This window comes from Vibrio sp. V09_P4A23P171 (assembly GCF_963875615.1).
Classification (GTDB): domain Bacteria; phylum Pseudomonadota; class Gammaproteobacteria; order Enterobacterales; family Vibrionaceae; genus Vibrio; species Vibrio anguillarum.
Genome location: NZ_CAWNMR010000021.1, coordinates 1 through 23,315 on the forward strand (window position 1 = coordinate 1; position 23,315 = coordinate 23,315).

20 protein-coding genes are annotated in these 23,315 nt (G+C 43.5%); 9 read left to right on the plus strand and 11 right to left on the minus strand.

The features are described from left to right. A partial coding sequence (locus AACT23_RS07720) for a PhoU domain-containing protein (RefSeq protein ID WP_303396349.1) occupies positions 1-411 on the plus strand: 411 nt, incomplete at its 5' end. A gap of 97 nt (positions 412-508) precedes the next feature. On the opposite strand, the gene arsB is transcribed toward AACT23_RS07720, so the two are convergent. Both arsB and AACT23_RS07730 read right to left on the minus strand, forming a co-directional pair. After that, positions 509-1,603, minus strand: coding sequence for an ACR3 family arsenite efflux transporter (gene arsB, locus AACT23_RS07725; RefSeq protein ID WP_094130076.1), 1,095 nt, complete (start codon positions 1,601-1,603; stop codon positions 509-511). An 84-nt stretch (positions 1,604-1,687) separates the two neighbouring features. Next, positions 1,688-2,017, minus strand: a complete 330-nt coding sequence (locus tag AACT23_RS07730) for a metalloregulator ArsR/SmtB family transcription factor (protein WP_094130079.1) — start codon at positions 2,015-2,017, stop codon at positions 1,688-1,690. 284 nt (positions 2,018-2,301) lie between these two features. On the opposite strand from AACT23_RS07730, the gene AACT23_RS07735 reads away from it, so the two are divergent. The 4 genes from AACT23_RS07735 to luxN all read left to right on the plus strand — a co-directional run bounded on the left by AACT23_RS07735 (position 2,302) and on the right by luxN (position 8,682). Next, positions 2,302-3,792: a SulP family inorganic anion transporter gene (locus AACT23_RS07735; RefSeq protein ID WP_094130082.1), complete on the plus strand. Its 1,491-nt coding sequence runs from the start codon at positions 2,302-2,304 to the stop codon at positions 3,790-3,792. A gap of 10 nt (positions 3,793-3,802) precedes the next feature. Beyond that, positions 3,803-4,651, plus strand: coding sequence for a universal stress protein (locus AACT23_RS07740; RefSeq protein ID WP_094130085.1), 849 nt, complete (start codon positions 3,803-3,805; stop codon positions 4,649-4,651). Positions 4,652-4,913: 262 nt separating this feature from the next. Beyond that, positions 4,914-6,110, plus strand: coding sequence for an acyl-homoserine-lactone synthase (locus AACT23_RS07745; protein ID WP_094130088.1), 1,197 nt, complete (start codon positions 4,914-4,916; stop codon positions 6,108-6,110). After that, positions 6,103-8,682, plus strand: coding sequence for a quorum-sensing autoinducer 1 sensor kinase/phosphatase LuxN (gene luxN / locus AACT23_RS07750; RefSeq protein WP_094130090.1), 2,580 nt, complete (start codon positions 6,103-6,105; stop codon positions 8,680-8,682). The genes AACT23_RS07745 and luxN overlap by 8 nt, the downstream gene beginning before the upstream one ends. Before the next feature lie 442 nt (positions 8,683-9,124). On the opposite strand, the gene AACT23_RS07755 is transcribed toward luxN, so the two are convergent. Beyond that, positions 9,125-10,168: a GMP reductase gene (locus AACT23_RS07755; protein ID WP_017046019.1), complete on the minus strand. Its 1,044-nt coding sequence runs from the start codon at positions 10,166-10,168 to the stop codon at positions 9,125-9,127. 565 nt (positions 10,169-10,733) lie between these two features. Between AACT23_RS07755 and AACT23_RS07760 the strand changes: the two genes are divergently transcribed. Continuing rightward, positions 10,734-11,735, plus strand: a complete 1,002-nt coding sequence (locus tag AACT23_RS07760; protein ID WP_017046018.1) for a 2-hydroxyacid dehydrogenase — start codon at positions 10,734-10,736, stop codon at positions 11,733-11,735. A gap of 78 nt (positions 11,736-11,813) precedes the next feature. On the opposite strand, the gene AACT23_RS07765 is transcribed toward AACT23_RS07760, so the two are convergent. From AACT23_RS07765 to AACT23_RS07780, 4 genes are all read right to left on the minus strand, one after another. Beyond that, positions 11,814-12,251: a PAS domain-containing protein gene (locus tag AACT23_RS07765; RefSeq protein WP_017046017.1), complete on the minus strand. Its 438-nt coding sequence runs from the start codon at positions 12,249-12,251 to the stop codon at positions 11,814-11,816. 2 nt (positions 12,252-12,253) lie between these two features. Continuing rightward, positions 12,254-13,258: a response regulator gene (locus AACT23_RS07770; protein WP_013868037.1), complete on the minus strand. Its 1,005-nt coding sequence runs from the start codon at positions 13,256-13,258 to the stop codon at positions 12,254-12,256. Between the two features lie 164 nt (positions 13,259-13,422). Beyond that, entirely contained in the window at positions 13,423-13,662 is a 240-nt protein-coding gene (locus AACT23_RS07775) for a hypothetical protein (protein ID WP_094130093.1), read from the minus strand. Positions 13,663-13,871: 209 nt separating this feature from the next. After that, the gene (locus tag AACT23_RS07780) at positions 13,872-14,234 is read right to left on the minus strand and encodes a hypothetical protein (RefSeq protein WP_026027849.1); all 363 of its coding nucleotides are present in this window, start codon (positions 14,232-14,234) and stop codon (positions 13,872-13,874) included. A gap of 796 nt (positions 14,235-15,030) precedes the next feature. On the opposite strand from AACT23_RS07780, the gene AACT23_RS07785 reads away from it, so the two are divergent. Then, positions 15,031-15,240: a cold-shock protein gene (locus tag AACT23_RS07785; RefSeq protein ID WP_010318975.1), complete on the plus strand. Its 210-nt coding sequence runs from the start codon at positions 15,031-15,033 to the stop codon at positions 15,238-15,240. A 70-nt stretch (positions 15,241-15,310) separates the two neighbouring features. Continuing rightward, positions 15,311-15,856 carry a YaeQ family protein gene (locus tag AACT23_RS07790; RefSeq protein WP_013868041.1) on the plus strand — a complete coding sequence of 182 codons (546 nt, stop codon included), beginning with the start codon at positions 15,311-15,313 and terminating at the stop codon, positions 15,854-15,856. 177 nt (positions 15,857-16,033) lie between these two features. Here the strand turns inward: AACT23_RS07790 and hmpA are convergent, their stop codons facing one another. Then, positions 16,034-17,221, minus strand: a complete 1,188-nt coding sequence (gene hmpA / locus AACT23_RS07795) for an NO-inducible flavohemoprotein (RefSeq protein WP_094130096.1) — start codon at positions 17,219-17,221, stop codon at positions 16,034-16,036. 203 nt (positions 17,222-17,424) lie between these two features. Between hmpA and norR the strand changes: the two genes are divergently transcribed. Next, positions 17,425-19,011: a nitric oxide reductase transcriptional regulator NorR gene (norR, locus tag AACT23_RS07800; RefSeq protein WP_094130099.1), complete on the plus strand. Its 1,587-nt coding sequence runs from the start codon at positions 17,425-17,427 to the stop codon at positions 19,009-19,011. 93 nt (positions 19,012-19,104) lie between these two features. Here norR and AACT23_RS07805 read toward each other — a convergent pair whose 3' ends face one another. The 3 genes from AACT23_RS07805 to AACT23_RS07815 all read right to left on the minus strand — a co-directional run bounded on the left by AACT23_RS07805 (position 19,105) and on the right by AACT23_RS07815 (position 22,833). Beyond that, a complete protein-coding gene (locus AACT23_RS07805; protein ID WP_017047149.1) occupies positions 19,105-19,983 on the minus strand; it encodes a mechanosensitive ion channel family protein in 879 nt (292 codons plus the stop codon). A 210-nt stretch (positions 19,984-20,193) separates the two neighbouring features. Continuing rightward, the gene (gene pepT, locus AACT23_RS07810) at positions 20,194-21,426 is read right to left on the minus strand and encodes a peptidase T (RefSeq protein WP_094130102.1); all 1,233 of its coding nucleotides are present in this window, start codon (positions 21,424-21,426) and stop codon (positions 20,194-20,196) included. Between the two features lie 198 nt (positions 21,427-21,624). Beyond that, the gene (locus AACT23_RS07815; protein ID WP_013868046.1) at positions 21,625-22,833 is read right to left on the minus strand and encodes a NupC/NupG family nucleoside CNT transporter; all 1,209 of its coding nucleotides are present in this window, start codon (positions 22,831-22,833) and stop codon (positions 21,625-21,627) included. Positions 22,834-23,315: the final 482 nt, after the last annotated feature.

Consider the following 23,315-nt stretch of genomic DNA (forward strand, 5'->3'; position numbering starts at 1 on the left):
CGTTTAAAGGAGCACCATCCGGGTGACAAAGACTATTTTGATGGTATTGAATTACAAGAAGATGCGTTTGAAACAATTAACGCGAACGTGATCAATATGCTGCAAAAATCGATGAACGCTTTTCACGATCTCAATGCACACGATGCGCTAGAATCAGCAATGTTAGATAAACAAATCGACAACAGCTACGGCGATATTTTGCGTCAAAATGATAAAGATATGCTGGTGCAAGGCACTCACTATCAAACCATTTTGGAGATCACGTGGATTGGTCGCGCGGTCGAACGGATTGGCGATCACGCGCGCAATGTTTGTGAGTACACGATCTATTTTGTCACTGGCTTAGACGTACGCCACCAAAAAGATCAAGCGATTGCCGATCTTTTAGCGAGTCAGAAAACCCGTTCGTAGTGATATTGCTCATTGGTAAAAAGGCTGCAAATTCGCAGCCTTTGATTTTTTCGGAAGACCAATCCGGTGTTTAAATCCGTTACGTCCCCATTCTGCCTTAAGAATTATGCGGTTTATCACTAGGATGAATGGCATAGTATTTCTTTTTCATTCGCAGTGCGACGTTGACCAAAGCAATCAGAACCGGAACTTCAACCAAGGGCCCAATCACACCCGCAAATGCTTGATCGGAATTTAAACCAAAAACGGCAATCGAAACGGCAATCGCCAATTCAAAATTATTGCCTGATGAGGTAAAAGCAATTGAAGCATTTTGATCGTAAGGAATGCCCAGTTTTTTACCGATGAAAAAGCTGACAAAAAACATCACTAAGAAGTAAATCACCAAAGGGATCGCTACGCGTATCACGTCCATCGGCAGCTCAATGATCATCTCGCCTTTCAGGCTGAACATCAAAACTATCGTCGCTAGTAGTGCCACCAGCGTAATCGGTGAAATACGCGGAATAAATACCTCGTTGTACCATTGCTCACCCTTCGCGGCCACCAACCATTTGCGGCTCAAAAAGCCAGCTAAAAATGGGATACCGAGATAAATCAGCACACTTTCGGCGATATCGAGAATGGTAATATCAACTACAAAACTCTCGAGCCCAAAATACGGCGGCAAAACAGTAATAAATAGCCACGCCATAAAACTGTAAGTGACAATTTGAAATGCACTGTTGAGCGCCACCAGCGCTGCGCCGTACTCTTTGTTCCCGCCGCTGATATCATTCCACACCAATACCATCGCGATGCAGCGCGCCAGACCAATTAAGATCAGTCCGACCATATAACCGGGATAATCGCGTAAGAAAATGATCGCCAATGCAAACATCAAGATAGGCCCGACAATCCAGTTCATCACTAAAGAGAGTGTGATGGCGCGTTTATCACGAGTCACTTCACCTAGTAGGCTGTAATTCACTTTTGCCAGTGGTGGATACATCATCAAAATCAAACCGATCGCCAGCGGAATATTGGTCGAACCGACCGACATGCTCTCATTCCACTGCGCCACTTGCGGAAAGAAGACACCGATCGCCACCCCGAACCCCATCGCAAGGAAAATCCACAAGGTTAAATAACGATCGAGAAAACTCATTTTTCCGGCTGCAGAGGCTTCTGCGCAGACAGGTAATTCACTCATATCTCACATCTCTCGGTAAGTCTAAAAAGGGATCCGCGCACAACTTTCTACTTACAGCCATGGCGACATAGTAACGCTAAAATTTCATTCATTTTGGCAAGATGGGCCAGCAATACGCGTTAGCTCTTGCGCAATCAATGCGGCATTGTGGCTCAGCGTGATGTCCAATATCTGCACCATCCAGTTTTCCAGCTCAGGATTGATTTGGTAGTACACCCACTTGCCGCGCCGTTCATCAATCACTAGCTCATTTTTTCTCAGTTCAGCTAAATGACGGGACACTTTTGGCTGACTTAATTGCAACGCATTCATTAAATCACACACACACAGCTGCCCTTTGTGCTTCATCAACAGCAAGGATTTAAGCCTCGTCTCTTCAGACAAGGATTTATAAAAAGATAAACTGCGGTACATAAACAATACATATGGAATATCGAATGTGTTCAAGTGTAAGGAGCAAAAGAATAAAAGTCAAACACCAGAACTATCCTCGCGTACGACCGGCAGCGCTTGAAAAACAGCGTGATAACGCGACTGCAATACAAATAACGATCGTTTGGTTGACCTATACCACATCAATGATTAGGATCACGTTTTAAAAATCAACTAAGAGACGTTGCGAATGCTGCTTACGCCGCCCTAGATTGATCTTTACCTCTCACAACTCACCTTTTTATTTCATTTTTTAGAGATCAAGTATGCTACAAAATATTAAGCGCGATTGGTTTTCCAATGTGCGAGGGGATGTTCTAGCTGGCACTGTCGTTGCGTTAGCATTAGTTCCTGAGGCAATAGCCTTTTCTATCATCGCAGGTGTAGACCCTAAAATCGGCCTTTACGCTTCATTCAGTATTGCCGTGATCATTTCAATTGTCGGTGGACGACCCGGCATGATCTCAGCAGCCACTGGAGCAATGGCGCTGTTGATGGTCACTTTAGTCAAAGAGCATGGCTTGCAATATCTACTGGCAGCCACTGTTTTGACCGGGGTTCTACAAATACTGGCCGGTTACCTCAAACTGGGCGATTTGATGCGTTTTGTATCACGTTCGGTCGTGACGGGGTTTGTTAACGCGCTGGCGATTCTGATTTTTATGGCGCAATTACCAGAGCTGACCAATGTAACATGGCACGTTTATGCCATGACACTCGGTGGGCTAGCGATTATCTACCTATTCCCCTACGTTCCTGTGGTTGGCAAATTGCTACCTTCGCCATTAGTGTGCATTATCGCCTTAACTCTGATTGCTATCAGCTTTGACATTGATATTCGCACTGTGGGCGATATGGGTGAATTACCAGATACTTTGCCGATATTTTTATGGCCAGATGTTCCGCTCAACCTTGAAACCTTATGGATAATATTTCCTTATTCAGCCGGATTGGCCGTTGTCGGTTTATTAGAATCAATGATGACAGCAACCATTGTTGACGATTTAACCGATACCAGCAGTGATAAAAATCGTGAATGTAAAGGCCAAGGTATTGCCAACATTGCCACCGGCTTTCTTGGCGGCATGGCTGGTTGTGCGATGATTGGTCAATCGATCATCAACATTAAATCCGGCGGACGCGGCAGGCTCTCTACTTTTTGCGCCGGTATTCTACTGATCATCATGGTGGTGTTTTTAAGTGATTGGCTCAAGCTCATCCCGATGGCGGCTTTAGTCGCGGTAATGATCATGGTTTCCATTGGGACCTTCTCTTGGAGTTCGGTAAAGGATCTCAAAACTCACCCACTTTCTACCAGCATCGTGATGATCGCGACCGTTGTTGTTGTGGTTGCAACCCATAACTTAGCGATCGGTGTCGGTGTCGGCGTGCTGCTTGCTTCTCTCTTCTTTGCTAACAAAATTGGCCGCTTCATGGTGGTTAAAAGTGAACTCTCTGAAAATGGAGAAGAGCGTACCTATCGTGTTGTTGGGCAAGTCTTCTTTGCTTCGTCAGATCAATTTATGAACGCGTTTGACTTCAAAGAGGTCTTAGAGCGTGTCACTATCGACCTCTCTGCAGCGCACTTTTGGGATATTACTTCGGTTTCTTCGCTAGATCGTGCTGTTATCAAATTCCGACGCGAAGGGACCGATGTAAACATCATCGGTATGAATGAAGCAACAGCAACGATTGTCGATAAATTCGGCGTGCATGGTAAGCCAGAAGAAGTTGAAAAGCTGATGGGCGGACATTAAGGAACAGATTATGACCAATATTATTGCTTGCATCGATGGATCGATTTATTCACAGTCGGTCGCCAATTTAAGCGTGTGGGCCGCCAAAAGCTTACACGCACCGTTAACCTTACTGCACGTACTTGATAAAGCGGCTAATCAAACCGAAAGTGAGTTATCTGGTAATATCGGTTTAGGCAGCCGAGAACAGCTGTTGAAAGAGCTTATTGAACTAGACGAAAAGCGTTCTAAACTGGCCTTAAGGCACGGTAAAGCGTTACTCAATGAGCTAGAAACCAAAGCTCATGAACAAGGTTTACAAGATGTGCGTAAACTGCAAAAGCACGGCAACCTGTTAGAAACTTTGCTTGATCTTGAAAACGAAATTCGTGTATTGGTGGTCGGTAAATCGGGTGAAGTGCACCAAAACGACGCCATGGCTGTTGGATCTCAATTAGAGAGTATCGTGCGTACAATGAAGTCGCACACCTTAGTGGCAACGGGTGATTTTACGCCACCACAAAGCTATCTATTAGCCTTTGATGGCAGTGAAATTAGCCAGAAACTAGTGGATAAAGCCATTAAAACACCGCTGCTAAAAGGGCTGGAGTGCCATTTGGTGATGGTGGAAGATAACCACGATAAAGCGATCGCGTTTAAAGCTGCCGCCGAAAAATTGTGTGAACACGGTATTCACGTTGTGGAAGCGTGCTTATCTGGCGAAGTTCATAAGGCGATTCTTCAGTACCAACAACAAAACCAACTTGGCATGATCGTCATGGGCGCGTTTGGACACTCTAAACTTCGTCAGTTTTTTGTTGGCAGTAACACCACTCGGCTCTTAGCCGAATCAAGCGTACCGATGCTATTGATACGATAATAATTGATAAATTAACCATATAGATAAAGCCTTCTTCGGAAGGCTTTTATTATAAAACTCTGTTGTGGAGGGTAAGTGCAAGTAGTAAACTTGCTGCGGATATGCAACTGGTACTTAGGATGTTAGGTACAAATAAAATCGCGGTTACTGCTACTAACTGACGTGACGCCAAATACCCTCCTAAATCAAAGTCTCATTTACTGGAGCCTATCTAATAAAACTAATAAAAAATAATTAAATAAACCTAGGCTAGGTTAACTCTATGAAAATAATATCATCTTTAGGCTCACGGCTGACAAGCAGTCTGCCTATTGAAAAAAAACAGCGGGCTCTGGTAGAGTTCGTCATCAATACTTATCAACCACAGCAACGGGCTGATCTTTTTCGCGCCGTTACAGATCACCGCAAAAACCAATTACTCAACCTATTTCCTGAACATCACAATAAAAGCTTCTCAGTACTGTTTGAATTGATGGACTACCGAGAACTCATCCGGCGCTATCCGAATACATTAGGTGAAGAGATAGCACATCTTGAGCAAGCCGTCAGCGAGTGTTATTCGCATTGGCTAGATTTCTGGTGTGAATGCGAAATTGCGGCTATGAAAACACTATTCCCTATCGAAGCGGATGCTCCTCCTCGTATCGAACTGCCACTTAAAGACTGTGCCTACCGTGGTTTTTTGATCGACCAGATAGAGGATTCTGAACTTTGGGTCACAATGCCCAGTCACCCGCAAAAAATGCCTATCAAAGATGCGATCACCTTGAGCAATCTTGAGCTATTTATTAAAGGCGAAAAGTGGTACGAGATGCTGCCTTTATTGTCCTTATCACAAAAAGGGAAGCACTTTGTTTTACTCAAGCATCCTGATAACGAAGCATCTCCCACACTGGTCGCTTCAATGTTGGTACAAGATTGGTCAGTAAATCAGACTTGGCTCAGCTATGTGCCGCAGTTCAGTAATAAGCAGTGGCAGTTCTGCTTACCCGATCATGGCCACGATGCCTTGATGGAATTACAGCTTTTCAAACCAGCACTGCTAAAGTGCGACTCTCTCCCAGAATTCGATCATCAATTTCGGCGACAATTGGTTGATACGCGAGCAGTCTGTGAAGTGCTGCGTTTCACCGTCAGTGGCAACGCTCAGCAAAAGCTCTACTTCCTCTACCTTGCTCAAAAAAAATTCATGCAAGTAATGCATCAGCTAGGATACAAACTTGGTTTATTCGCTACTGCTCAATCTTTCATGCTCAATTTTTATCAAGCGGTTGACCCGAAAGCGTATTTCCATTGTGGAAATTGCGATCTGAATAACGACGGAGTAAAAACTTATCGTGGTTTCTGGAATTTCGAATCAATGGACCGCGTCTTCAGTGATGCCGATTTTCGTGACTATAAACATGCGGTTTCTCAAAGCAGAAAATACGATTTAATCAAAAGGGAAGAGTATGCTTGATTTCAGCTTAGAGCCAATTCTCTATCCTAAAGCGATAACGCTTATCGCAGCAGTAGCCATGGTGCTCGTTTGGTTAACTTACTATTGCTATCGTCTTAAGCAAAAAAATGAAATGATCTGGGGTACACGCCATGTCGCCTATATTGCTTATTCTCTTTTTATCATTGCATGGATAGGGAGTAATGCGTATTTCCATACTGATTGGCTAGCCGAGTTTGGCGCAGATAGAGCTATATTTATGGCCAAATTTGCCAACGTCGTATCATCCTTTGCGTTTGCTTTTGCTTACTATTTTTCATGTCAGCTATCTGCCGAGCAAAGAGGAGGCAGAATATACCTTTGGCAACAACTGTTTTTCATTGCCATAGTTATGTATTTCTTGGTCATTAATTTACAGCCTAACCTTACGGTCCGACATGTTGATATCGCTGGGCCGAGCAAATTTGTCATTGAGTTTGGGCCACACACCCCATACTTTTTTAGTGCTCTACTTTGCGCCATGATAATGACACTGTTCAACTTGATCTCAATGCGAGCCAATAGCAGTAAGTTAACACTGGCCAAAACCAACTATATGATTGCAGGTATCCTGGTATACATGCTTTCAACGCTCATACTCCAAGTCGGAATTACCTTTTTCTTTCAAGATTTTTCACTCACTTGGCTACCTCCGGCACTCTCCATCAGCGAAATGATGTTTGTTGGCTATGCTCTTATCACTTCACGCTTCTACAGTGTGAAATACCTTGCTTACCTGTGTCTCAATACTGCGTTAGTATGTGGGGTTTTATTCATACCGCTCGGCGCAATCTTCATCCCTCTCACCGACAGCAACCAATGGCTGATTGCAATACCACTCTGTGCGCTTATTGGTATTGCTTGGAATCCACTCTACAAACGCTTGAGCCGTTACGCCTCTTTACTCATTTACGGCAATCAGCAGACTCCTGTAGAGCAAATTCTCGCTTTGGAAGACGATTTCAAGCGGTCAATTGATGATGCGATGCGCCGTTTAGGCCAGTTATTATACATCGCCGATGATAAGCTGCAGTTCGTTAATAGTAACTATAACGAAACCGTCTACGAACGTTACCTTTCATCCAAACAAACCGCACTAGTGTTTGATGAATTGTTTGAAAAATTAGACAACAAAACCGCGGTAAAAAACTCGATCAAAGCCCTTTATGACAAAATGAGCTCAAACAATACAGCGTTGGTTATGCCACTGTTTGGCCACAGCAAATTGGTCACACATTTATTAATCTCGCCACACAAAATCAATAATCAGATGTTTTCTAATGAAGAAATCGCTGCACTTCAAACCTTGCTAACCCGAATACAAAGTATTATTGAAGCGGATAGACGTGTCTGCCAAAGTCGCGCATTAGCGAATTCAATTGCGCATGAAATGCGTAACCCACTCGCTCAAGTACAATTACATTTTGAAATTTTAAAGCAACATATTGATAGTCAAGCGCCCGCACAACAAATTAAACAGGATATTGAGAACGGCCAAGCGGCTATTCAACGTGGGCGGCAGTTGATTGATATTATCTTGCGCGAGGTCAGCGATAGTTCACCTGAACACGAACCGATTACGATGACGTCGATCCACAAAGCCGTTGATCAGGCGGTCAGTCAATATGGTTTTGAGAACGAGAAAGTAATTGAGCGAATTCACTTACCACAGCAAGATGACTTCGTAGCAAAACTTAATGAAACCTTATTCAACTTTGTTATTTTCAACTTGATTCGTAACGCAATTTATTATTTTGATTCCTACCCAAATAGCCAAATTGAGATCACAACTCAAATCGGTACTTATGAAAATATTTTAATCTTCAGAGATACAGGCCCGGGGATTGACGACGCCATTTCTTATAAAATTTTCGATGACTTTTTCTCTTATCAAAAAAGCGGAGGCAGCGGTCTGGGGCTCGGCTATTGCCAGCGTGTCATGCGCTCTTTTGGCGGCCGAGTTGAATGCAAATCGAAACTGGGGGAGTTTACGGAATTCCACTTATACTTTCCTATGGTACCCAATGCCCCCCAAGCCGACTCGCTTCGTACTCCTGATTTCAAAAGTTGGCAACAACCTAAACCGAATACAGAGCAAAGAACCGTTGACAATATACAACCAATCGATAAGTCATTTCTAATCAATAACAAAGCCCCCACGGTGCTCATCGTTGACGATAAAGAAGTACAACGCTCACTAGTTCAAATGTATCTGAACCAACTTGGTGTTAACAACTTGCAGGCAAACAACGGTGAAAATGCAGTAGAAATCTTTAAAGCGAATTCCATCGATTTGATCTTGATGGATATTCAAATGCCAGTTATGAATGGTTTTGAAGCCAGCCAAATCATTAAGGCGCATTCTCCGCAGGTTCCGATCATTGCGCTGTCAGGTGAATCTGGCGAACGTGAGCTAGAAATGATTAGCAAGCTGATGGACGGTCGTTTAGAGAAACCGACGTCATTAAATGCGTTACAGCAAGTAATCAGCCATTGGTTAAATAAAGACGTTGTACCCAATGCTCATACAGCAAAGAGTGGAACGGTTATTTGACGTAATTGAAGATACCAACATCTAGATAAAACTCAGCCAGTACCAAAACCATTTCAGTGCTGGCTGACATTTTAAAACCGCATAATCTATTATAAACCGTCTACTACCTACACTCGCCAAGCCTTGACCTCAGGGACCCCAAGTGGTTCTAGCTGAATATTATACATGCAATAATTACATATTCACCTTGTTTCACATCTCATTTCATGAACGACAGGGTTGAGCACCTCACCTTTTCAGTCTATTGTTTGTAGCGAAAGACAGGTTCGACTTAAACAACACCTTTGCTTGCACACTTTTAGCCGCCTATTTTTGGCGGCTTTTTTCTTGCTAGGCAATTATTTCCTTTTTAACAGCGCAATACACTCTTCGTAGTGAGGGGCATAATTAATCAGAGCCGCAAAAGCGGCTCTGATTAATTATGGTTGTTAAAACTATTGATTTACTCGCGGCCAAACACGTTATTTTCTTGCTCTTGTACGCGGATAAATGTGGTGCGCTTAGTTAACTCTTTTAACTTAGCTGCACCGACATAAGTACAAGTTGAACGCACACCGCCAAGAATGTCAGAGATGGTGTCGTGAACGCTGCCACGGAAAGGTAGCAATACAGTTTTGCCTTCCGCTGCGCGGTATTTTGCAACGCCGCCAGAGTGCTTCGCCATTGCAGACTGTGACGACATGCCGTAAAACTTCATGTAGCTCACGCCATCTTTTTCAAACACTTCGCCGCCAGACTCTTCATGACCTGCAAGCATGCCACCAAGCATGACAAAATCAGCGCCACCACCAAAGGCTTTAGAAACGTCACCTGCGCATGTACAGCCACCATCACCAATGATACACCCGCCTAATCCGTGCGCCGCATCGGCACATTCAATAATGGCTGAAAGCTGAGGATAACCAACACCTGTTTTCACGCGCGTGGTACAAACCGAACCTGGGCCGATACCAACTTTTACGATATCCGCACCCGCAAGGATGAGCTCTTCACACATGTCACCGGTGACAACGTTACCTGCCGAGATCACTTTATCTGGAAATTGTGCACGCACGCGTTGTACGTAATCGACCAAGTGCTCAGAGTAGCCGTTAGCAATATCAACACAGATGAAAATCAGATCGTCACTAAGCGCCATGATGTCTTTGGTTTTTTGAAAATCAGCATCAGATGTACCTGTAGAAACCATCACATGCTTAAGTGTTGATGTATCGGCGTTTTTAACAAACTCAGCCCAATCAGCTACTGAGTAATGTTTATGAACCGCTGTCATTACATCATGTTCAGCAAGTGACTTCGCCATAGCAAAACTGCCTACCGAGTCCATATTCGCCGCAATAACAGGCACGCCGGACCATTGACGCCCACTATGCTTGAATGTAAAATCGCGGGTTAAATTTACTTGAGAACGGCTTTTTAGTGTTGAACGCTTAGGGCGAAACAGGACATCTTTAAAACCTAACTTAAGTTCTTGTTCGATACGCATTATGTAATTCCTTGATTAATTGACCATTTGTGTCTCTTTTGCAGAGTGCGTAGTACCTTCGTTGGCAGACGTCAGTACATTTTGGACACAAAAAAACCGGAGCGTTGGCAGACGCTCCGGTTTTCAGCATTATAGGCCCGGATTTCTTATCGGCAAGTCTGATATTTGCATTTTTTTTGTGGTACTATCTCGAAACTTTCATATCCGACACTTCTCAAGTTCATCTCTCTCAAATACTCGTCGTGTAAATTTTTATTTTTCAATACGTTATTAAAGAACGCATCATTTTAGCGAAAGCTTTCATATAATAAGCAAACGTTACCTTGTTCAGTATTGCGCCGAAAATGTGAGGCAAATCACACTCACAGAAGAGGTGACTCAGACATTTCTATCGGAGATTTTTACAGATTGTGGTGAATTTTTATCATTAATCCGTCCGTTTTCGATTTTAGTGACATCCCCCCGCAACTCCTACCATCCCAAAGACATAGTTATTTTGTGGTTTATTTTCTGTGATATTAGGCGTATTTATAGTGAAAATTATAAGTCTAATTAGGAAGAGAACATGATCAACATTGCATTTTTCAGCGCAAAATCTTATGACGCGAGTTCTTTCTCAGAGGTCAGTGATACAAAGATCTTCTCGCTGCACTTTCACGATTTTCGACTCACCCCAGCCACAGCTAAAATGGCCCAAGGATGCACTGTGGTGTGTGCCTTTGTGAATGACGACTTAAGTCGCCCAGTATTGAGCCAATTGTATGAAAATGGGACGAGGCTTATCGCAATGCGCTGTGCCGGATTTGATAAAGTCGATCTCGATGCCGCAAAAGAGTTGGGTATTCAAGTGGTGCGAGTGCCCGCATATTCACCAGAATCGGTGGCAGAGCACACGGTAGGAATGATGATGTGTTTGAATCGCCGCTTTCACAAGGCCTACCAACGTACCCGAGACGCTAACTTCTCATTAGAGGGGTTGGTCGGGTTTAACTTCTTCGGTAAAACCGCGGGAGTTGTTGGCACAGGAAAAATTGGTATTGCCACAATGCGTATTTTGAAAGGGTTGGGAATGAAGGTACTGTGCTTCGACCCTTATCAGAACCCTCTGGCGATTGAACTCGGTGCAACTTACTGCAGCCTTGAGGAAATCTACCAACAAAGTGATGTGATTACGCTTCACTGCCCAATGTCGCCAGAGAACTACCATTTACTCAACAGCCACGCATTTTCCCAAATGAAAGATGGCGTGATGATTGTAAACACCAGCCGAGGTGAATTACTCGACTCAGTTGCAGCAATTGAAGCACTGAAACAAGGTCGTATCGGCGCTCTTGGTTTAGATGTTTACGACAATGAAAAGGATCTTTTCTTCCAAGATAAGTCGAATGATGTGATTGTCGATGATGTATTCAGACGCCTATCGGCTTGCCACAATGTACTATTTACAGGACATCAAGCCTTTTTGACTGAAGATGCACTACACAATATCGCTCAGACAACTTTGGATAACATTCGTGCCTTTGCAAACAATCAACGTTGCGGAAATGAGCTTGTAACGCTTGATTAATTGAACCCATCACTAACATGAAGCCTCCTTGATGAAACACCAAAAGGAGGCTTCGAAATCATTAAAACCCTGATTCTATCAACGTATTTGTAAAGAGGCTAACGCCTCAGATGTGGCATCCTGTATTGATAAAAACAATGAGTTAATTTTACCCGTCGTGGTTCGCATCGGGTTTAAAGTAATGCTTTGGTACATATAATCGGCTTGCTGAGTGACAGGGCGAACATTACGACATTTGAAGAGATATGGGCGCTGCTGCCAAGTAATAAAACTACGACAACCTAAGTCATACACAGGTTTAGTTTTGAGCTTAAACCACTCTTGGGGGATTTCAGGAAACAGTTCAAAAATGGTTTTACCAATCGCATCGTGCCCTTGAATACCGCTGTGGTGTGTCATGAATCCATTCCACACTTGCACTTCGTAATCACGATTAATCACGATCAGCCCCATATCGACATTCTGCACCATATCCACCATCCAGTGGAACTGTTCAAATTCTGCAGGGAGATTCATCGTTAAAAATCCTCCATCAAGTACGCTAATTTACTGTCTAGCAACGGAAGAGACTCATCGACAAACATAAAGAGCAAGTCACAGCGGATCGTCGTTTGATCAATGTTGTAGCTCACTTCAAACGTCATCGTTTTTTTAAATGATCCAGCGGTTGAATTGATCACAGAGTCAATGGAGATGTGTTGCCCAAGCAATACTGGAGAGCTTTGAAAAAAACGCACCTCCGATTGCTCGCCTAATCCATTCAGAAAAGAACCAACTAATATGTTTGATACATCCATTAACAGTTCTAATTCTTCAAGCTCTTCACTGTCTGCTGGCACTTTCATTAATTTTTTCAGATCAGAAACACTGGAATCACTCAAGAGCACCAGTGCTTCACCTGCAATGCCTTCACCGCTAAAGCCTTGACATACACCAGAAACTTGATCATTTTCCGCCAAGTCACGAAGTGCCATATGTAGCTCACTCACTTCAAAAATATTGACGTTTGGTAGCGGTAAATGAACAAATACATCAAAGTGTCGCGCCAGAGCATCAGCTGCTCGACCAATCGAAACGTTCGCAACTTCCATATAGATGTCACGACGTTTTAAGATAGGTAGTTCAACAGAGATAGGCGTAACGATACGAGGCTGTGTTGGCGGTTCGACTAACTCTCGTAGTACGCTATTTAACACGTCCTTATCAATCGGCTTTTGAATAAAAGCACGCGCCCCTAACGCCAATACTCGGTCTTTCGCTTTCGGCTGTATATCACCAGAAACAACAACAACAGGCGTTGTCATCCCTCTGCGTTGCATCTCTTCTAGCGTTCCGTAGCCGTCCAGTTCAGGCATAGTTAAATCGAGGAACATTAATTTAAAATCATGCTCTTCAAGATTTTTAATGCCATCTAAACCATGGACTGCGAAAGTAATATCGGCGTTTAGAGAGGCGGGAAGTGAACGAGCCATCTGCTTCCGAGCCAGTGCAGAGTCATCACAGATGAGTACGGGGAAAGACATGTAATCACCTTCTATTTATTAATTCGATAAATAGAGTGTATACCTAAACCTCGCGTAGATGCGAGTTGCGCAAAAAATTAATTAAAAAGTTTTAGGGGTCATAAAAGGCTACACACTCAAGCGAAACATCGGTTAGCAAGCAACAATGCTCGCTCATTTCAACCTCATAGTGAGGGCCAGAAGGTCAGTACAGCAATCCGCAACACAATAGCGGTAACAATGAATGCCACTCCCAAGCGGTACCACTTATATTCCTCAATTGACATGGGAATGCGACGATAAAACATCGTGATGACACCTTTCCAGTCATGGCTACGTTTACCATACCGCACAATACTCGTCACAATAAAAATGATGCCCAGCATTAAGATAACTTTCTCTGCCCAAAATAATCCGATGCCCATAGTACTTCCTTGTTCAGGAGATAAATAATCATTGCCAACAGTGTATATCGAAAAGATGAGCGCCACTCTTGGACAAAAGTCTAAAGTGCAAAAGCACCAAAAGGGCCCAGTGAGGAAGCCCTTTTGCATTAACAGAAATAATTTAGTTCACTATCACATTAACCATCTTACGCGTAAGTTACGCATAAAGACGCTATGCATTAAGTGCGCTACGCGTGATGCGCCGTTGTTTTAGAGATTGCAGAGGTTAATTTATCTCGATAACTGAACCAGAGGTATGTCACGACAATAGAGAAGAAGAGATACGACAAAGCAAAGATAAAAGGCGATGTGATCAATTGCGCCGATATCCCCCACGCAACACCGATAATGGTCACTGTCAATTTAGCAAGAAGCCCACAGATGAGAAGAAAAAGGGCAAACTCCGGCACTTTAGTACTTCGAAACGCAAACCAGTAACAGCTACCTACTGCGAGTGACGCGATGTAAAGCCCAAGCAAAAATGAATGAAAGTGATCAGCAGAGGCCACACCCGCCGAGACAGACGCCATTAAAATCAGTATTAGTTTCATGTTGTAAACCTCTCTTTTTATGAGAAAGTATCCATTCATTTTCGAAAACTCAGTTTACATACATTTTCCTCCATTAAATAAGAATTTCAAGTTCAAAAAACAAGCAATTTTTCCTTATTGGCTTAGAATAAAACAATTGTTAATCAGTAGTTAACAACAGAAAACCCGAAAATTAGATGGGACATAGCATTACCAAAAAAAACACTTCAAAATGGAACCAATTGTAACAATTATTTAACCGAGTAAATATTTCATTGAAAGTACAAATTTGTGATGTGTACAGCGCAACGTTCCGAGTTGTCGCCAAAACAACTTAAAGATGCTATTTGATAGGGAAAAATTGCCTCAGTTTTGAGGAGAGTCATTCAGCCCAAAAAGAGAGCCATTAAATAGGAAAGTAAACCTAACCCTTCTCCTCACTCAATGAACGTTGGCCAGTAATAAACGGCTTCAACCATCGAACTCATCTGACCACTAACTCTGGCTAAAACTTCAACTATGTCAATGGGTAATAGAATAGTAATGTTAATTTCAAGCCTCATCATAAGAAAATGCAACATAGAGCATAAAACCTAACAATTTTAAGAAAGTTTTTCGAGTTTTATCGAGTTATGATTGACAAGATAAAAGTTTGAACTAGACTTTGCACTAGCTAGAAAGCAGTTCTTTGTATACACATACGTCTCGTTGGATTACTTGTAACTCCCCCGTCGTGTCGTACGCAATAGCAATCTACTTTTCCACGCTATCCGCGCCGTATTCGGCTGTAAAATTTTTTTTGATTTTGGGTATAAAAATGGCTAACACAGTTACTGGTACAGTAAAATGGTTCAACGAAACTAAAGGTTTCGGTTTCATTCAACAAGAAAACGGTCCAGACGTATTCGCACACTTCAGCCAAATTAAAGGTGACGGTTTCCGTACTCTTGCTGAAGGTCAAAAGGTAGAGTTTGAAGTAGCTCAAGGTCAAAAAGGCCCTCAAGCTGAAAACATCCGCCTAGTATAATTTTTACTAAGTATTCTAATAGCCAGCAATTTGCTGGCTATTTTCGTTTTTACCTCTTGGCATTCTTCCAATGGCTCTTAAACCGACAATCTATAAGTTCCGTATTGCGCTGACGGATACTAATCGCGATCATTATGACTCTTTAAATCTCACCATTGCTCAGCATCCTTCAGAAAGCAACGAACGAATGATGGCGCGCATTTTGGCGTTTTGTCTTAATGCTTCACCCGAGCTAACATTTACTAGAGGACTTTCTTCCATTGAAGAACCTGATCTCTGGCTAAAATCATTAGATGACCAAATTCAGCTCTGGATTGAAGTCGGAGAACCCGATGCTGATCGCATTAAAAAAGCCACACGGCTTGCAAAACAGGTGAAAGTCTACAGCTTTAACACGAAATCACAGGTTTGGTGGGAGCAGAACAAGGGAAAGTTCTCTCACCTCAATGTCGATCTATTTCGCTTTGATGCTGCAGCGATTGAAAAACTCTCTACTTCCTTGAACCGAGGTATGGATATTTCAGTGATGATTAGTGGGTCTTCTATCTTTATTGATAGCGATAGCCATTCCGATGAAATTACTTGGCAAGCACTACAAATAAAAAGTGAGCATTAATTCCCAGCTCACTTTTCAGTATCTATACCCAAACAACTTGAAGTTGCAGGTAGACGGCAAGTGAGCTCATCCCCATGAGCATAGATAAACTATGTGATTGGGGTAAGCGAACGTAACCAACACCGCAGCAGCTTTAAATGGGAAGGGTATAGGCCCTTAGAGATAGAGCTTTATACTTTATAAATAGGCGTGTGGACCAAAGACTTCGTAATGGATACGCTCTCTTGCTACGCCAAGCAATTCAAGCTGTTCAACAATGAACTGCATAAAACCAACGGGGCCACAGATATAAAAATCCCCCTGTGTTAGCGGCAGTTGCTCGCAAACTTCATGCAAGATCATAGAACCTTGCTTGGCTGGTGTTTGCTCACTTTCCAGATACCAAACCACTTGCTGCCATGATGGATGCACCGCCATTAATGTCGCGGTTTCATCAATAAAGGAGTGTTGTGATAAATTGTTGCAAGCATGCAGATACGTCACCTCTTTTTTTCCTACTGACGCAAGCTGTTGAAGTATGGCTTGCATTGGTGTTGCCCCGACACCTGCAGAGATAAGTACAACGGGAGCGAGCTTCTCAACATAGAAAAAATCACCCGCTGGCGCATAAAGTTTCACTCGACTGCCTTTTTCAACGTAATCATGTAAATAGTTAGAGACTGTCCCAGGATGTTCAGTATCCACGCCTTCACGCTTCACAGAAATGCGGTAGTTTTTTCCATTGGGTTTTTGTGACAAGGAATATTGACGAATTTCACTATATGGCGCACCTTCCGGCTTAAGTTCAACCCCAATATACTGACCAACCTGATAATCTAATACTGCTTTGCCATCAGCAGGCTCAAAGATAAAGCTAGTGACGAATTCAGACTCTTTCACTTTATCTTGCAACACAAACTCACGCGCATTCTCCCAACCACCGATCGCCTGCTTACGCTGTAAGTACAACTCTCCTTCTCTATCAATGAAGACTTGCGCTAAAAAGAGATAAGCCGCCGTCCATGCTGCTTCAACGTCAGGAGTAAAGGCATCGGCAGCAAGCTCTCGCAACGTTTCAATAAGGTGATGACCGACGATTTGATAGTGCTCTGGCTGAATGTTAAAGCTGGTGTGCTTTTGGGCAATACGTTCCACTGCACTGGTTAATGCGGCGAGATTTTCAATATTTTTCGCATACGCGGCAATCGCCTCAAACAGTGCAACGCCCTGACGGCCAGTATGTTGATGGGTCATATTAAAAATATCTTTTAGCTCAGGATTGTGAGTAAACATTCTCTGATAGAAATGAGCTGTAAGCGCTGGCCCGGCAGATTCAAGCAAAGGAATGGTACTTTTGACAATGGCGATGTGTTGATTATTGAGCATATTGAGCTTTCTCCTCAGATTTTATAAATGGCGAATTAGATTCGCTCTGATACTGAAGCTTGTATAGCACAAAGCATACCAACATTAATCCATTGATTTTTAAATAAAAAATAATAAATCATTAAATAATCAGGTCAAAATAACACTTCAAAAAATGTCATTATGACACTACAATATCCAAAAACATCACCTGAGTGCTTACCATGCAAGATTTTTCCATCTATACCTTGATTGAAATGACCATAGGACTCGCAAGTGGTTTGAACGATCAAGATAGGTTCAATCGCCTGCTTGATGCGATTCGTAAAACCATTCAATGCGACTGTGTGATGCTGCTTTCACGCCAAGGTGATTTGTTAATCCCCCTTGCGATGCAAGGCTTGACTCGCGATACCTTAGGCCGACGCTTTTTAATTGATGAACATCCCCGCTTTCGTGAGATTTGCCACGCTGATGGGCCGGTTATTTTCGATGCGAATTCACCACTACCCGATCCTTTCGATGGTTTATTAATGGATCATGATGGCGACCTTCCCATGCACTCTTGTATGGGCCTACCCCTTTTATTTGGTGATAAACTGCTCGGTATATTGACGCTTGATAGCCTTAATCCCAACATGTTTGAGCATATTCCCAAACGCAGCCTAGAAGCGTTGTCGGCAATCGCGGCCTCTACCTTGAAAATGGCACTGACCTTTTCTCAACTTGAAGCACAAGCCAAACAATCACAGCAACGCTTAGAAGAGCTGAATGAAGAAGCATGGGACAGAGAAGGTGGAGAGATCATCGGTTCAAGTGCGTCGATGCTGGCCATGAAAGCCGATTTGGAAGTGGTCGCCCCTTCTAATTTCAACATTTTAATCCATGGTGAAACGGGTGTCGGTAAAGAGCTGGTCGCACGAACACTGCACCAACTATCAGCGCGTAAACGCCAACCTCTTATTTATGTCAACTGCGCCGCAATTCCAGAAAACTTGGTCGAAAGTGAACTATTTGGGCATGTCAAAGGAGCCTTTACTGGAGCAGAACGGCATCGCTTAGGCAAGTTTGCATTAGCCGACGGTGGAACCTTATTTCTCGATGAAATCGGTGAACTGCCACTGGCTGCCCAAAGCAAGATTTTACGTGCATTGCAGAACAATGAAATTCAGCCCGTAGGACAAGATCATGTCCAAACTATTGATGTACGGATATTGGCAGCGACAAATCGAGATTTAAAGCAAGAGGTGGAAGCGGGAAGATTCCGAGCCGATCTTTACCATCGACTCAGCGTATACCCTGTTCATATCCCTCCGCTAAGAGAGCGAAATGGTGACGTTACCTTGTTGGCAGGTTATTTTTTAGAGCAAGCGCGTCGCAAGCTCGGTATCACACAGCTCAAAATCGATCCCAACGCACTGGCTGGGTTACTCAACTACTCATGGCCCGGTAATGTTCGCGAATTAGAACACGTGATCAACCGCGCAGCGCTGAAAGCACGAGCCAGACAAGGCTTACAAGCGTTGATCACCGTCAACAGCTACGACATAGGTGAGTTAGATTTCAGCCTACCCCTGGTTAACACGCAAAGTACGTTGAGCGACAAAGAGGTCACAGCGAAGGTGTGGCAACGTGGGCTGCGAGAAGCAACGGATGAATATCAGCGTAAATTGATCAGTGAAGCATTGACCCAATCCGATTTTAATTGGGCAAAAGCGGGAAGATTATTGCAAGTGGATCGCGCGAATCTCACTCGGCTTTCAAAACGCTTAGGGATTTCGGTGAAAAAAACACACGCAATTGAGCGTTAATCTCACTTTCATCACTAATATATCTTTTCTCACCCAAACAGTAATTGCAGGTAAGACGCTCACCATACTGTGTGAGCGCTCATTATTCGGCAGTTAGCTACCCACTTCACTCGGCAACACTTCTGTTGCAACTAAAGCACGTGGAAATGCGTTTTCATATGCTTGCATAAAGTCTTGGCGGATCAGTTGCTCTAAATGGTTGGCCCGCTCTGTTGGGCAAAAAATCATGAAATGCACGATCTGTTCTCCTGCGGCTGCGCTGCTGATCTGAATGTGCGGCTCAGCACTGGGCAAATCTACACCCGCATGTTTTTCAATCATGCTGTTATAGCGCCTTGCAACATCAATAAAGTGGGCAAAGTGGCTCTCAATCTTTTCATGCATAATCGGCAATAAAGGATACAAATTTACAAATTCAGGCACTACTATCGAAAAGTTATGAAACACATAACGCTTCATAAAATTAAGGTTTTTTACCGGAAACGAGAAGAACATACTGTTTGGCAAGGTCGCAGTTTTTCCAGTGTAGTGGTATTGACCATGATTCAAGTCGATTTCTTGGATCACGGTTGCCATCAAGTTGTGTTCGATCACTTCACCGCTCAGTTTTCCGACTTCAATCCAATCCCCGATACGAAATGAGCGAGAGCTCGCTCGCTGAATTGAACCCGTAAAACACAAGATGATCTCTTTTGATGCGACTACAATGGCGACCGCTATCGCAGTCACTGACAGTGCAAATTCGTTGATCTCTGATTGCCACAATACGAAGAGGATGACCAAAGTAAACGCAAAGGTGCCATTCTTGGTGCGTGACATCCATTTACGCTGCTTTTCGGTAATCAGTGCGACATCGCCACGAATTTGAGAAAGCACAACTCGCCGCGTCAAAATAATCAACGTCATGATTAAAATACTAAACACCAATTTATGAGTGATAAGAAAGTCCCACACCGCGACCACTTTCTCCATATCAATCCCCTTCTTTTATTTTTATGCATAATGAGCAGCAACACATCTAAGCCACTAGAGAGCAGCAGATTGAGATCGTGTTAGAAATTTTAGAAAGGTATTGTAACTGAGTGAATAGTTAACGTCGGCATAAGGCGCAATTATTATGCGCCCTGTCATAGCTTTGGAAGAGAAACTCCCTTTGAGATTGGCGAAAGGAAAGGTTTGTTATCAGTGTTGATTCGCCAACGCTGTCTTTTCAGCCAGTTTTACAATCACGTTTACCGCTTGTTCCATCCCTTCAATGGTAATGAACTCATGAATACCATGAAAATTATAACCGCCAGTGAAAATATTAGGGCATGGCAGGCCCATGAATGAGAGCCTCGCACCATCCGTACCACCTCGAATAGGTTTGATCAGCGGTTCAACATCACAAGCAATCATGGCTTGTTTAGCCAGTTCAATGACTTGTGGATGAGGCTCGACCATCTCTTTCATATTGAAATAGCTGTCCGTCACAACCAACTCAACTCGTCCTTTCTCAAGACGGGCATTTAACTGGTCCACTTGCTGCTGCATAAACGCTTTACGAGCTTCCAAGCCTTCTCGTTCAAAGTCTCTAATAATGTAACCCAAGGTTGAGCGAGCCACACTCATCTCTGCGGATTTTAAATGGTAAAAGCCTTGATAGCCCTGCGTGGTCTCTGGGGTTTGATCGGCTGGCATCATAAGCTGAAATTGTGCGGCGATGTTGATGGCATTCACCATTTTATCTTTCGCGGTCCCAGGGTGAACATTCACGCCATAGCAAATAACATCAGCGCTCGCCGCATTGAAATTCTCATACTCCAACTCACCCACCGGGCCACCATCAATGGTATAAGCCCACTGTGCGCCAAACTTCTCCACATCAAATAAGTCCGCGCCCCGGCCGATCTCTTCATCGGGAGTGAAACCGATACAAATATCACCATGTGCGATGCTTGGGTCAGCAATTAACCTCTCAATGGCCGTCATAATTTCAGCGATGCCTGCCTTATTATCGGCACCAAGCAGTGTGGTGCCGTCAGTCGTGATCAGATTGTAACCATGCAGTTGATGCAAATCCGGGTATTGAATAGGTGACAGCACCTCATCCCCTTTACCTAAAGCAATGTCTCCACCTTGATAATTCTCCACAATTTGCGGCTTAACGTGTTTGCCTGACGCATCTGGCGCGGTATCCATATGTGCAATAAAACCAATCGCAGGAACAGGGTAATCAACATTCGATTGCAACTTCGCCATAACATAGCCGTGTTCATCAACCGTAGCATCAGTTAAGCCTAATGCGATTAATTCTTCATGCAGTGTATGGGCAAACGTCATTTGCCCTACTGAACTCGGGCAACGGCGGCTGGCGAGGTGAGATTGAGTATCAAAAGAGACATAACGCAAAAAGCGTTCAACAAGATTTTCCATAGCAAGCACTCAATAAGTTAGCATGTCAGCGTATCGCCTATGTTGGGATACGCAGTTAATTGCAAGCTATACTACGCGCTCATCAGAAACGGAATTTGCTATAAATCAGCTTTTCAGCAATTACTGAGGTGTCAATCATTCAAAAAAGGGATCAAAAATGCCCACCGCAGTGAGCATTGAGAGAAGCAAACAGGGCGTTTAAAGCAGAATGAAAATGCCCGCTAGACATGCACTCATTAAGTTAGCTAGCGTACCTGCAATCACCGCTTTAATACCTAAATTCGCGACTTCTGCACGGCGTTCAGGAGCGATAACCCCGATAGAGCCTAATTGGATCGCGATAGAACCAATATTGGCAAAGCCGCACAGAGCAAAAGTAATGATAACTTGGGTGTGTTCCGACAACAGCGCTTTGTGGTCAACAAAATCAATGAAAGCCACAAATTCGTTCATCACCACTTTTTGCCCAATGTAAGAGCCCGCCATCAAGACTTCATGGCTTGGTACACCAATCAACCAAGCCAGTGGTGAAAATAGATAACCGAACAGCAGTTGTAAGGTAATGCCGTTCAAACCCAATAACTCACCGAAACTTTCAAGCCCAGTGTTAACCATCGCAATCACGCTCACAAATGCAACCAGCATTGTACCGACGGCCACCGCCACTTTCATGCCATTCATCGCCCCGCTCGCCAGTGCGTCAATCACATTACTCTCTTGCGCTTTATCCATCTCAATATTGGTTTGATCAAGTGGAACATCGCGCTCTGGTACGATGATTTTTGCCATCATTAAACTGCCGGGTGCCGCCATAAAACTGGCTGCAATAAGGTATTTAAGCTCAACACCTAGACCGGCATAGCCACCCAACACGCTACCTGCGACAGAGGCCATGCCTCCGGCCATGACGGCAAACAGTTCTGAACGTGTCATGCGCGACAAAAAGGGACGCACAAGCAGTGGTGATTCGCCTTGTGAAAGGAAAATGTTACCCGTAGCAACCAGAGATTCTGCTTTGCTCGTACCTAAAAATTTTTGAATACCACCACCGATAAACTCGATGACTTTTTGCATGATACCAAGGTAATAAAGGGCAGAGATAAGAGCGCTGAAGAAAATGATGATAGGCAGAACACGAACAGCAAAAATAAATCCGGAATCGGCTAAATCACCGAATAGAAAGCGGATTCCTGCATCGGCGAAACCCAGCAAACTCGACACACCGCCGCTGATGCTGGCTAGTGCGCTTTGTCCCCATGGGAAGTAGAGCACCAGCGCGGCAAAACCAACTTGCAGCAATAAAGCACGTGATACGGTTTTCCAATTGATGAAAGATCGATTTTCAGAGAGCAGGTAGGCGCAAGCGATCAGCGCTAAAATGCCGACGAGGCCAAAAAGAATATTCATTGTATTTACCTAGTTTGAAATTTGGAAATAAGGGTAGAACCAAAAAACTTGGCAAAGGAGGAATCATTGTCCTTTTGCACAACAAAAGCATGACAAAAAGAGGGGTATGCGAACATATTGTTCATCTAAGATCACCTTATACAAGCAGAGGAACTTAGCTGGTCCAGTCCTTGGGGTCATTCACATTTCCGTGTGACGGCTTGTATGGGTTGAGCACCGGCTCATAACCGGGCGGAAAGTATAGCGAACAAAATGAGAGTTTCATCACATATTTTTACGCAAACGTTCAAGCGCTCATTTATTCGACAGCTATTCTAAAAAAACATCAAACACAGGCAAGATTGGATGGAAAATAAACAAAAAAAATATGGAATTTTCATCACAAATTTAAACTAATTTAACTATATAAAAACGAATAATTGGTATTTCTGCACTTTGCCAACTAGCTTTAAGAGAGTCACTTTCAAGAGACTGAAACGGTT